General features: G+C 60.0%; 7 protein-coding genes. 5 read left to right on the top strand and 2 right to left on the bottom strand.

Annotated elements, in window-relative coordinates:
- Window positions 1–83: 83 nt before the first annotated feature.
- Window positions 84–2,705, top strand: coding sequence for an alpha-glucan family phosphorylase (gene glgP / locus RDL66_RS02195; protein WP_297722497.1), 2,622 nt, complete (start codon window positions 84–86; stop codon window positions 2,703–2,705).
- A 311-nt stretch (window positions 2,706–3,016) separates the two neighbouring features.
- Window positions 3,017–3,670, top strand: coding sequence for a TetR/AcrR family transcriptional regulator (locus tag RDL66_RS02190; RefSeq protein ID WP_308534887.1), 654 nt, complete (start codon window positions 3,017–3,019; stop codon window positions 3,668–3,670).
- Here RDL66_RS02190 and RDL66_RS02185 read toward each other — a convergent pair.
- Window positions 3,654–4,601: a tetratricopeptide repeat protein gene (locus RDL66_RS02185; protein WP_308534885.1), complete on the bottom strand. Its 948-nt coding sequence runs from the start codon at window positions 4,599–4,601 to the stop codon at window positions 3,654–3,656. The genes RDL66_RS02190 and RDL66_RS02185 overlap by 17 nt on opposite strands.
- Window positions 4,602–4,965: 364 nt before the next feature.
- Here RDL66_RS02185 and RDL66_RS02180 point away from each other — a divergent pair, with 364 nt between their 5' ends.
- From RDL66_RS02180 to glgB, 3 genes are all read left to right on the top strand, one after another.
- Window positions 4,966–5,724 (top strand): VIT family protein, encoded by a 759-nt coding sequence (locus RDL66_RS02180; protein ID WP_308534883.1) that lies wholly within the window; start codon window positions 4,966–4,968, stop codon window positions 5,722–5,724.
- Between the two features lie 216 nt (window positions 5,725–5,940).
- Entirely contained in the window at window positions 5,941–8,469 is a 2,529-nt protein-coding gene (locus tag RDL66_RS02175; protein ID WP_308534881.1) for a maltotransferase domain-containing protein, read from the top strand.
- A gap of 308 nt (window positions 8,470–8,777) precedes the next feature.
- On the top strand, window positions 8,778–11,000 hold the full coding sequence (gene glgB / locus RDL66_RS02170) for a 1,4-alpha-glucan branching protein GlgB (protein ID WP_308534879.1): 2,223 nt from the start codon (window positions 8,778–8,780) through the stop codon (window positions 10,998–11,000).
- A 231-nt stretch (window positions 11,001–11,231) separates the two neighbouring features.
- Here glgB and RDL66_RS02165 read toward each other — a convergent pair whose 3' ends face one another.
- Window positions 11,232–12,317 (bottom strand): Fic family protein, encoded by a 1,086-nt coding sequence (locus RDL66_RS02165; RefSeq protein ID WP_308534878.1) that lies wholly within the window; start codon window positions 12,315–12,317, stop codon window positions 11,232–11,234.
- Window positions 12,318–13,077 lie beyond the last annotated feature (760 nt).

The following is a 13,077-nucleotide window of genomic DNA, read 5'->3' as shown; positions in this document are numbered from 1 at the left end:
TTTTGGCGGTCCTTCGGGGCCGCCAAAACTATGTTTTAGTAAAAATTTACCTAAAATCCTCAACTACCACGTAGGATAGGACTGTGAAAGCAATACGAAGATTTACTGTACGCTCCGTCCTTCCTGAAAACTTGAAGCCAATTGGTAACTTGGCTCAAAATCTGCGCTGGTCCTGGCACCGGCCTTCCCGCGATTTCTTCGCGTCCTTGGATCCGAAAGTCTGGGAGGAAGTCGGCCACGATCCGGCGGCTTTCCTCGGCTCGATTTCGGTGCAAAAACTGGACGAACTTTCGGCAAACCCGGACATTGTGAACCAAGCCGCGGCTTTGGAACGCGATTTGGGTGATTACTTGGAAAAGCCGCAGTGGTATCAATCCCAGTTCAACAATGCTGACAAGCCCAGCGCGATTGGGTATTTCTCGGCTGAATTCGGCGTGACTGCCGTTTTGCCGCAATACTCCGGCGGTTTGGGGATCCTGGCCGGCGATCACTTGAAGTCCGCTTCCGACTTGGGGGTTCCGATTATCGGCGTGGGCCTGCTCTATCAGGCTGGCTACTTCCGTCAGTCCCTGACTCGCGAAGGCTGGCAGCGCGAATCCTACCCGGTCATCGACCCGGATAATATGCCGCTGACCCTGCTGCGTGAAGATGACGGCACCCCCGCGATGATCGAAGTGCCGCTGCCCGACCACCGCACTCTGTATGCCCAAGTGTGGGTCGCGAAAGTGGGGCGCATCTCCCTGCTGATGATGGACTCTGACGTGGCCAAGAACGACGAGGCCGCCCGACTGGTGACCGACCGCCTCTATGGTGGGTCGAAAGACCACCGCATGGAACAGGAACTGTTGCTCGGCGTGGGCGGGGTGAAAGCCCTGCGCACCTACAGTCGGTTGACCGGCGCACCGACCCCCGAGGTCTATCACTGCAACGAAGGCCACGCCGGATTCATGGCGGTGGAACGTATCCGCGAGCTGATGACCGGTGAGGAACACCTCGACTTCGGCACGGCTATTGAAGCGGTGCGTTCCGGCACGCTGTTCACCACCCACACGCCGGTTCCCGCCGGTATCGACCGTTTCGACCGGTCCTTGGTGCAGCGTTACCTGGCGCCGATCGAGATTCCTGGCGTGACCACCGAGCAGCTGCTGGCTCTGGGCGCGGAAACGTACGAGGGCGGGGACCCCAACGTGTTCAACATGGCGGTTTTGGGCTTGCGCATGGCGCGTATGGCCAACGGTGTGGCTCGGCTGCACGGCAAAGTTTCGCGCGGTATGTTCCACAAGCTGTGGCCCGGATTTGACGTCTCCGAGGTGCCCATCACCTCTATTACCAACGGGGTACATGGCCCGACCTGGACTGATGGACGTTTGGCGCAGCTGGCTCGTGGACACCAAGATCCCGGCGAACACGTCAACACCTACCGGTGGGTGCGCCCTCCCGAGGAAGGCGGTGTTAGCGACGAGGAACTCTGGGAACTGCGTCGTGAGCTGCGCGAACAGCTGGTGCTCGATGCCCGCCGGCGGGTGCGTGAATCCTGGCTGGAGCGCGGGGCGTCCCCGGCCGAGCTGGACTGGACGAACCGAATCCTCGATCCTGATGTTTTGACCATTGGTTTTGCCCGCCGCGTCCCGACTTACAAGCGTCTGACGCTGATGATTAACAACCCGGAGCGCCTGGCGGCCATCTTGACGAATAAAGAACGCCCGGTTCAGATCATCGTGGCTGGGAAATCCCACCCGGACGACGAACAGGGCGTCAGCCTGATTCAGCGCCTGGTGGCTTTCGCTGACCAGTACGATGTGCGCGACCGTATCGCCTTCCTGCCCAACTATGACATGGATATGGCTCAAACCCTGATGCCCGGCGTGGATGTGTGGCTGAACAACCCGCTGCGCCCGCTGGAGGCCTCCGGGACTTCTGGCATGAAGTGCGCCATCAACGGTGCTTTGAACCTGTCCATCTTGGACGGCTGGTGGGACGAAATGTATGACGGCCGCAACGGCTGGGCCATTCCCACCGCTGACGGGGTTGACGATCCGGAACGTCGCGACGCTATCGAGGCCGAGGGGCTGTATAACCTCATCGAGAACACGGTCGCTCCGCGCTTCTACGATCGAGACGAGAACGGGATTCCGCGCAACTGGATGGAAATGGTACGCCACACCCTGGCGACGCTGGGGCCGCGCGTGCAGGCGCAGCGCATGGTCAGCGAGTACGTGGAAAACCTCTATACCCCGATTGCCGCGTCCAACCGGGTGCTGAACAGCGTGGGTCACCAAGCGGCTCGTGACCTGGCGGCTTACAAGGCGCGGGTGCGTTCGAGCTGGAATCAGGTCGCGGTGAAACACGTCGGCTCCAAAGTCGGTGACGTAGCAATCGTGGGGGACAGCGCCTCGTTCTTTGCTGATGTCCAGCTGGGGAACCTGCGTCCCGAAGACGTCGAGGTGCAGTTGCTACTGGGCCGCGTCACTTCCAGCGATGACCTGTCCGGTTTCGAGGTCCTGGCGATGCAGGCGGAACGCTCTGAAAACGGCGTGGTGTCCTACCGTTTGGAGACAACGCTGAAAAATGCCGGTCCGCTGGGTTACCAGGTTCGCGTGGTGCCGAGCCATCCGCTGATGGCTGGTTACACCGAGCTGGGCTTGGTCACCAATGCCGAGCGCGCCGCCGATAACCCGGAGACACACTACTTCTTCGGAAGCTAAGTTTGCCGGGTTTTTGCCCGAATTTGCCCGGTCGGCTGGGATTCCCAGCCGACCGGGCTTTTTCTATGGCTGCGGGCTTTGAGCCGCTGTTTGTGAGTGGGATACTTGCTGGATTGCGAATATAAGGTGGGATTTGGGCAGTAGCTGCCATTATTGGCAGCTACGACCTTATTTTCACCTTTAATCCACGCACACTTCGATACCGAGGGATTTTTGAGGAAAACTGGGCCAGCCGGCGCGGCAATTGAACGAACGGTCAAAAATTCACCATACTGTCAGTTAGACGGATTGACTCGCGGAAAGGACCGGCGGTGGGGAAACCAAATCGCGTGGAAATAGTAGGTAAACTGGCGGCGCTATTTCAGGCGCGGGGCTACACCGGAGCTGGCATGGCCGAGATTTCGGCGACGACCGGACTGGGGCGAGGCTCGCTGTATCACCTCTTTCCCGATGGTAAAGCTCAGATGATGCGCGAGGTTCTGGCAGCTGTGGAACACGACTTTCAAGCCGCCGTGGTCGCACCGCTGGAATCGGCGGACGTCGCCGGGATGTTCGCCGGAATCCTGACGTTCTTTGACCACGGCGAGAAACAAAGCATCTGGGGCAAACTGGTTCATGACGCCGCGGCCCGCGACTTTGCCCCCGAGGTGCAGGAGCACTTCAACACGTGGCGTGCGGCGCTGACGAAAGCCCTGCTCAGCCTGGGAGTAGACCGCGGTTTGGCGGCTTCCCTGTCCGAACGCACCCTGTCCGGGGTAGAGGGCACGCTCACCTTGGCGGCCGGTTTTGATGATGCGGGTGCGCTTTCTCGCGGCCTGCGCACTATGTCTGCAGAAGTCACGAAGGCTATCTCCGCAGCTAGCGGCTCAACTGGAAAGTCGTCTGGCACAAAGAAACCTGCCGCGAAACCTGCGAGCCGAACCCCGCGAAAAACCGCGGCGAAAAAGGCTAGTAAAGCAAAGTAGCCAGCTTCGAGCGCATCGCCGGAACCAGCGGATCATCGCCCAGAATCGCGAAATACTCCACCAAACGCGCCCGGGCCGCGTCGCGGTCCTCGCCGCTGGTTTCCGCCACGACCCCCAGCAGCCGGGACAGCGCCCCGGCAGCATCTCCCGCATTCATCTGGGCATCGGCGGCCTCGAGCTGCGCCGCTATCTCGCCGGTCGCGCCCTTCCCAGCCGGCTCACCAGCGGGCTCAGCCTCTGCCGAGCGGGCCTGCAACCGAATTTTCGCCAACAGCGGCTCCACCTGGCTGGATTCACCAGGGTTGGCTTTGAGGTAGGTCTCTAAAGTCTCGATGGCCTGGTCATATTCGCCCTTGGCCTGAAGTTTCAGCGCGGTTTCGATTTCCTCGGCCACCGCAGGCGGCGCGTCCGGGGCAGTCGCACCGGCAGCCTCAGCCCCGTCAGCAGATCCGGCCTCGTCAGCTCCATCAGTCTGCACGCGACCCGTCACGCCTTCCTTTTCAGCCAACTCGATAACCTTGCCGATGACCTCCTGCACTGCCGAAGCAGGCAGAGCGCCGTTGAACAAGGGCGCGGGTTGCCCATTCATCAGCAGGAATACGGCGGGAATGCTTTGCACTCGAAACGCTTGGCCGATGGCCGGGTTTTCGTCTATGTTGACCTTTGCCAAGGCCACGCGCCCGCCGGCCTTCTTAACAGCTTTTTCCAAATTGGGACCGAGCTGGCGACACGGCCCACACCAGGGCGCCCACATGTCCAAAATAAACGGAACAGTCCGGGAAAGCTCCAGGAGCTGGGCAAACGTATCATCAGTGACATCTCGGACCACCGGCCCGGGAATCGTTTGCGAGGCTGCCGCGCCGCCCGCACCAGCTCCACCACCCTGACCAGCGGGAATATCGTGCAGTTCTTCGGGAGCTTTCATAGTCATGCCTCATCTTTCCTAAATCCGGGCGCGGCGCCAACGCTGGCCGCCTGCTTGATATTTAACCCGTTAAGCCTGGACTGTATCAAATCCGATTGAGGAAAATCGCCCAGCGCTTAAAACCGGCCGGTGCTCACTGCGACATCTGGGGTTGGCGCGTCTGCGTTCCGGTGCCGCGATATTTGTCACAAGTGAGGTTCTCCGGTTGGCATTGCAGCTCGCCTGCTCCGCGCGCGCGGTTCCTCACAACCCGCCCTGACATAGCTGCGCCTAACCAAGGCAAGCCTTAGATTCGTTGAAATATCGCCGAAAACCTCGTAGCTTGAGACAGTAGACACAGCACCGAACGGGACGACGGAGGCGACACACCTTGAGCGAACAGTTGAGCGAACAGTTGGGCCAAAGCCTGGACGAAAACCCGAACGAACCGGACGAAAAACACGACAAGTCGGCGGCGACTTCCTCGCGCCTAAACTGGCTTCGAGCTGCAGTGTTAGGTGCCAATGACGGCATTGTTTCGACCGCGGGCGTGGTCGTGGGTGTGGCGGCGGCGAATCAGGAAAACACCACGGCCATCGCAACCGCCGGCATCGCGGCCGTAGTAGCGGGGGCGCTGTCGATGGCGGCGGGCGAATATGTCTCGGTGTCCACCCAGCGCGACACGGAAAAAGCGGTGGTGGCAAAGGAGCGCCGCCTGATTGCCGAGGATCCGGAAAAAGAATTTCAGGGCCTGGTGGAAAACTACATCGAAAAGGGCCTGACCCGCGCGACCGCGACCCTGGTCGCCCAGGAATACTCCGCCCACGATCCGGTCGAGGCCCATGTCCAGGCCCATTACGGCCTGAGTTCCGAGGAATTCACGTCCCCCTGGGCGGCGGCGTTTTCCTCGGCGGTGTCCTTCACGGTCGGCGCTCTGGTGCCGCTGCTGGCGATTCTGCTGTTCAGCGGCCCGTGGAAAATCCAAGCCACATTCGTCATGGTGATGGTCGCGTTAGCGCTGGTCGGCTGGCTTTCGGCGTGGCGCGGCGAGGCCCCACGGCTCCGCGCGGTCATCCGAGTCATGGTCGGGGGCGCCCTGGCGATGATAATCACCGGCGGGGTCGGCCACTTCCTGGGGGTCGTTGTTTAGGTTCACAAGCGCGTTGTGTCGGGTTTTTGGTTCGCTCACGAGGCTGGTGGGTCGGGTTTTCGCCGGGTTCACAAGCGCGGTGCCGAGTTTTCCTGGTGTTTCGCTCTCTCTGGGGGCCGGTGTGCTGATTGAACCTCTGCGCCCGGCTTTACTAAGGCTGTAAATGCCCCGCACTCACGGATTATAAATTCTGTGGTTATGCTTTAAGATTTAGACGTGAGCGAAAAGACGAACTCTACGGGCAATTCCGACGCCAAGAAACCCGGGCGTCATTCCAGTGCTAACACTCGTCCGGCTACGAAGCCGGCGGCGAAGCCCCCGGCTGACAAGCCGAGTAAGCCGACTGCCGCCCGCAAGACCCGGACTTCTGGCACAAAATCGACGGCAAAAGCCTCGGGAAGCGCCGCGAAATCAACGAAGAAACCGGCTCCTACGGCGGCCGCGAAAACCCAGGAAACTCCGGCAACCCCAGCCGCAGAAACCCCGGCAACCCCAACTGCCGCGAAATCCGCCGCCGCAAAATCCGCGGCCACACCCCCAACCCCGGCAACCCTCACGAACCTCTACCACCTGCCTGCTGACGTGGAACTGAACCGCATCAGCGTCACCGAGCTGCGCCCCACCGTAGAGGACGGCCTGTTCCCGGCCAAAGCCGCGGTCGGCGAGCTGTTCCCAGTCCACGCCACCGTGTTTGTTGACGGGCATTCCCTCTTCGGCGCTGACGCGGTGCTGCTGCGCCCCGCCGACCCGAAACGCCGCGGCGAAAAGGGCTATGACCTCTATGCTCCGGCGGGCAGCCCCGAGGGCGCTCCTGACCCGAGCGACCCCACGGTTTGGGAAGTCGTGGACCGCGCCCGGATGTATGAAATCGGTACTGGTGAAAACCAGTTTGAAGCCTGGCTCCAGCCCAACACCGTGGGACGTTACGCGTTCGCGGTCGAGTCGTGGATTGACCCTTATGGGACGTGGGTGCATGACGCCAAGGTGAAAATCCCGGCGGGCATCGACGTGGAGCTGACCCTCGAGGAGGGCGCCCGCCTGCTGGAACGTGCGATTGCGGGCGAGGCGAAACGGGCCTACGGTTCGGCTCGTGACACGGCCACTCCCGCCGTTCCGCTGCCCGCGGCTGACGCGGCCGTGTTGCAGGGCGCGATTGCGGGCTTGCGCGAGAAAAAGCGCCGTCCCCAGGTGCGTTTGTCGGCAGCCACAAATGAGCTGGTCGCGAACATTTTGGCGGAAAATCCGCTGCGGGATTTGGTGACGCGCACGAAACTGTGCCCGCTGCGGGTCGACCGGGCGCGTTCGGTGGCCGGAGCGTGGTACGAAATCTTCCCGCGTTCCATCGGGTCCTACTACGGGTCGGACGGCCAGATTGTGCCGGGGACTCTGCGCACGGCCGCGGAAATTTTGCCCGAGGTCGCCGCTGACGGTTTCGATGTCATCTACCTCACTCCCGTCCACCCGATTGGGCATGCTTTCCGCAAAGGGCGCAACAACGCGCTCGAGGCCGGGCCAAGCGATCCGGGCTCGCCTTGGGCGATTGGCAACGAGGACGGCGGGCATGACGCGGTCGATCCGGCTTTGGGCGGGATTGAGGCGTTTGACGAGTTCGCGGCGGCGGCGAAACGCAACCACCTGGAGATTGCGCTGGACTTTGCCCTGCAGTGTTCCCCGGACCACCCGTGGGTAAAGTCGCACCCCGAATGGTTTTCCGCCCGGGCTGACGGTTCGATTGCCTACGCCGAAAATCCTCCCAAGAAATACCAAGACATCTATCCCCTGAACTTTGACCACGACCCGGACGGGCTGTATGCCGAAATCCGGCGGGTGATCGAGTTTTGGATTGACCACGGGGTCACGATTTTCCGCATGGATAACCCGCACACGAAGCCGGTGCGTTTCTGGCAGCGTCTGGCGGCCGACCTGCACCAAACCCACCCCGAAGTGGTGATGCTCTCCGAGGCGTTTACCGCTCCGGCGATGATGCGGGGGCTGGCAAAAGCGGGGTTCCACCTGTCTTACACGTACTTTACGTGGCGCAACTCCAAGACGGAGCTGACCGAGTACTTTGAGGAACTCGCTTATGAAACGGCCCACGTGTTGCGCCCGGCTCTGTTCCCTATGACACCCGACATTTTGACCGACTACATGACGGCCGGTGTAGGGGCGTTCAAAGCCCGCGCTCTGCTGGCGGCCACGGCCGCTCCGACCTGGGGAATCCTCGGGGGCAGCTACGAGTTTTGCGAACACGTGCAGCGTCCCGGGGTCGAGGAAGTCAACGACAACCCGAAGTATGAGGTGAAAGTCTATGACTGGGCGGCGCGCGACAAGTACGGCATCGCCTCCCTGCTGCGCACCCTGAACGCGGCCCGGGCCGCTCACCCGGCGCTGATGCAGCTGCGCAACATCAAGTTCCACGCTGTCGAAAACGACGCCATCATCGCTTATTCCAAGCACATTGACGCCGCGCATTCCCCGACCGGCCGGGCGGACACGGTGCTGGTCATCGTGAACCTCGACCCGCACAACACCCAAACCGGCTGGGTCCACCTGGATTTGCCGTCACTAGGGTTGTGCCCGGAGGACTTCCCGGAGCTGGCTGCGCCCGGCGAGGGGCAGCGCCTGTTTGTAGTGCGCGATGAACTGACCGGCGCCGAATATACCTGGGGACGGGATAATTTTGTCCAGCTCAATCCTTATACCGCGCCCGGACATATTCTCAGCTTCAGCCCCATTCCGGACTGAACCGGTTGAGTCGTGCCTCGTCTTTGGTCCTTCTCTTATCCGAGACTCAGGCGGCGAGCGCGTAGGCACACTGTGGGTGCACGTACATTTTTCTTGGCAACTTGTTGCCTAGAAAAATAGTGCAGGACCCCACCGCGACGAAGGCTTTGGCAGCGCAAGCTCGCTTGCATTGTCAAAGCCAAGGAAGCGGCACGGAAAGCGAAGTTTTCCAAGTACCACGTGCCCTAGCGTCGCCGCGAGTCGCGGTAGGTAGCGATTGCATAACTGAACCCAAAACATCGCCTAGCAAAATATGAAAGAATTACCCCATGGCTAAAATCACCGTTTCCCCGGAACTTTTGAACCAGGTCGCCTACGCGAATTACTACGCCCCGCACTCGGTGCTGGGACCGCACTCGGACGGTGAGGACGTCACCATCCGCACCGTGCGTCACATGGCGCAAAGCGTCACCATAGTCACCGAGCACGGCGAATTCCCTGCTGAACACGAACAGGACGGAGTGTGGGTGGCCGTCATCCCGCACGCCGAAGTCGAGGACTACCGTGTGAAAGTGACCTACGGCGACCAGGAAGTGCTGGGGGACGACCCCTACCGTTTCCTGCCGACCTTGGGCGAAATGGACACTTACCTCATTTCCGAAGGCCGTCACGAGCGCTTGTGGGACGTTTTGGGTGCGCATATTAAGGAGTACGAGGGTCCGCTCGGGGTCGTAAAGGGCGTGGCGTTCGCGGTGTGGGCGCCGAACGCACAAGCGGTGAAGGTCGTGGGGGACTTCAACTTTTGGGACGGGTCGGGGTGTGCGATGCGCAGCCTCGGCGCGTCGGGCGTCTGGGAGCTGTTCATTCCCGGTGTCGAGATAGGCGCACGCTACAAATACGACATCAAAGGCCCGGACGGGAACTGGCGACAAAAGGCCGACCCGATGGCCCGCGCTACGGAGATTCCCCCCGCCACGGCCTCGGTCGTCACCGACAAATTCCACACCTGGAACGACGACGAATGGATGGAACAGCGCGCCGCGAACGTCGAGGAACACCCGATTCACGCCCAGCCGATGAGCATCTACGAATGCCATATTGGTTCATGGAAAGAAGGCTACGGCTACCGTGACCTGGCCGAACACCTGGTGCCTTACGTAAAGGAAATGGGCTTCACCCACGTGGAGTTCATGCCGGTGGCGGAACACCCGTTTGGTCCATCCTGGGGGTATCAGTGCACGTCATACTTCGCTCCGACCGCGCGCTACGGCACGCCCGACGACTTCCGCTACTTGGTCGATGTGCTGCACCAAAACGGGATTGGCGTCATCTTGGACTGGGTTCCGGCGCACTTCCCGAAGGACGATTGGGCGCTGGCCGGATTCGATGGCACGGCTCTGTACGAGGACCCCGATCCGCAGCGTGGCGAGCACCCGGACTGGGGGACGCTGGTGTTCAACTACGGCCGCCGCGAGGTGAAGAACTTCCTGGTCGCCAACGCCCTGTACTGGATGGAGGACTTCCACATTGACGGCCTGCGGGTGGATGCGGTGGCGTCGATGCTGTACCTGGATTATTCCCGCAAAGAGGGCCAGTGGCACCCGAACCAGTACGGCGGGCGGGAGAACCTCGAGGCCATCGCCCTGCTGCAAGAAGTGACCGCGACCTGCTACCGGGTTTGCCCCGGCACGGTCATGATTGCCGAGGAATCGACCGCGTGGCCCGGCGTCACCCAGCCGACTTCCGAAGGTGGCCTGGGCTTTGGTTTCAAGTGGAACATGGGTTGGATGAACGACACTCTGCGCTACTTGGCGGAGGATCCGGTCAACCGCAAGTGGCACCACAACGAGCTGACGTTTAGCCTGGTCTACGCCTTTTCAGAGAACTTTGTCCTGCCGCTGTCCCACGATGAGGTCGTGCACGGCAAAGGCTCCCTGCTGTCCAAGATGCCCGGCGATTACTGGCGCCAGCTGGCCGGATTGCGCCTGCTGTTTGCTTACCAGTGGACGCATCCGGGCAAGCAGCTCATCTTCATGGGCTCCGAGTTTGGCCAGGGCGCGGAATGGAATTCGGGGGCGTCCCTGGATTGGTGGCACCTGGACATTCCCGAGCACCAGGGGATTCGCCAGCTGGTCACTGATTTGAACCACCTGTATGCGTCCAATCCGGCGCTGTGGTGTGACGACTATCGCGGGTTCGAGTGGATTGAGCCCAGCGATGCCGACCACAACTTGATCACCTATCTGCGCCGCTCCGTGGCGGAATCGGATCCTTCGGGGATTGATTCGGGTCACTTGCTGGCGGTGGTGGCGAACTTTAGCGGCAACCCCCACGATCCGTTCCGGGTCGGCCTGCCGTTTGCCGGCAAGTGGGACGAGATCCTGAACACGGACGCTGAAGTTTATGGCGGTTCCGGGGTGGGCAACCTCGGCCAAGTCACGGCCGAAGAGATTCCGTGGAACAACCGGCCCTGCTCGGTATCTTTGCGGATTCCCCCGCTCGGTGTCGTGATTCTGCGCCCCGCCGAGGATAATCCGTACCGCCCGCGTTAGGTTTTCGCTCACAAGGGCGCTGCGGCGCACCGATGTAGCGTGCGTGTACGTCTGGGGGACCGCCAGCGCGTTTGAGACAACGTGTAAAGAATTTCTGAATTTCTTTACACGTTTTCTCGGTGTGCAAAAATGTTTTACACGTTACCAACCCGGCGCCAACCCGTCCCGGACTAACTCAGGTTCGCCAAGAACCTTTTGACCTCGGATAACGTGGAAGTTCCGCACCCGGACTCAACGCGGCAGCGGCGTATTGAACAGCTCGTCCAGGTACTGCCAATTTATAAAAATGACATTTTTCCCGACTTTTTGGCGTTCCACGATTCCGCATTGAGTCAGCGCCTCTGCCCACTTTGTTGCAGTCGGGCGTGAGATACCCTGAGTCTCCATCAAATCCGCGTATCTCAGGTAGGGCTGAGTAAAGAGCAGATGCGCCAAATCCCTAACGGGTAACTTGGTGTCTTTCAACTGTTCCGTAGTCTGATCTATGAGTTGGTAAATCCGTGTCACCAGGTGGTCTGTCCACTCGGACGTGACTTCCACGGCGGTGAGGATGAACTCTATCCAGGATTCCCAGTCAGCGTTTTGGGTGACGGCGTTTAACCGTTCGTAGTATTCCCCTTTGTTCTCCACGATGTAGCCGGATAGGTAGGTGATGGGTTGATCCAGAAGATTGCTTTCCACCAGAAACAGCACATTCAGGATTCTGCCGGTGCGCCCGTTGCCGTCAGAGAACGGGTGGATAGCCTCAAACTGGTAGTGCAGTAGCGCCATCTTAATCAGCGGGTCGAAGTCTTGGTTGCGGTGCATGAAGTTTTCCCAATGATTGAGATGCCTGATTATCTCCTCCCGGCCCTGAGGTGGGGTATAGATGCGTTTCTTGGTGTCCGAGCGGCCAATATATGTCCCGGAGCCGGTGCGGACCTCGCTGTTGTTGCCGGTTATCACGGAACAAACCAGTGTTGCGGTGTTCAGGCACAAGGGCCGTTGCTTTAGGGACTGGTAGCCGGTATAAAGCGCTTCGCGGTAGTTGAGGGCTTCACGAGTCGCGAGGGTGGGGTTAGCGACGTTGCTTGCAGCTTTAAACAGTTCGTCGTTGGTGGTGACGATGTTTTCGATTTCGCTCGAGGCGCGGGCTTCCAGCAGCGGGATAGCGTGTATCAAAATGTTCGGGTTCGGCAGCCGTTTCGCCGAAGTTCCCGCTGTAGCTAAGGCGCGGGATGCGGAAATGGTCTTGCGAATGATTTTGGGGGTGTGCAGATTGCACGCAGGCGGCAGCGGGGGCAAGTCTTGGTACGGCCGTTCAGGATTGACACTCATGTGGTTAGTTTACCTGCAACAAGATATAACGTGTAAAGAATTTCCGAATTTTTTTACACGTTTTCTCGATGTGTAAAACTGCTTTACACGTCCGGGAGTCCTGATGGCGGGCCGGTCGGCGCTCCTGGGATTTCGAGCCATAGTCATTAAAGCAGGTGCATGAACGAGAGATTTCGCCGGGAATTTTGGGTGATTGCGCGCCGGGGTTTAGCAAAACCGCAGGTGGTGGTCATTTGCAGTCTAGGGACGTGGTCACAAGCGCGGTGAAATCGGTCGTTCGTGTAAGCAACAGTAGAAATCTAGTGCTGCTCGCCATTGAAAGCAGCGAGTAAAACGGCAACCTGCCCAAAATCCCCGAGTGTGACCTATCTCACATTCGTTTTCTGACATTTCGTGTAAGATTGTCCCCAGCCTTTACATATATAGGGTGTTAGCAAGGTTCCTCCCTGCCTTTCGGCTGATAGCCGAGGGTCCGGAAGGTACCTTGGTTCCGGGGGTTTCCTCGGAAGCGATTGGCCCTAAAACCGCGAGAATTCGCGACTCGGGGACTTTCGCAATATTGACAGAACACTTGGGTGGTGTAGACTTTTCTCGGGTGTTTCCGTCCTGGATCACCTGGGTGGTTTAAAAAATTCCACCCTTTATTACCCAGAAGAAGGGTTTTTTGAAGATGAATTTGAAGAAGAAGTTTGTGATTGGCGCTGCTTCGTTGGCGCTGGTTGCTGGCATGGGCGTCGCTCCCGCGATGGCGGCTGACGTG

Origin of the sequence: uncultured Mobiluncus sp., assembly GCF_902488535.1 — a bacterium.
In the GTDB taxonomy this organism is placed as follows: Bacteria; Actinomycetota; Actinomycetes; order Actinomycetales; family Actinomycetaceae; genus Mobiluncus.
The sequence above is the reverse complement of the archived record's forward strand: the minus strand, read 5'-3'. Positions and strand labels throughout refer to the sequence as shown.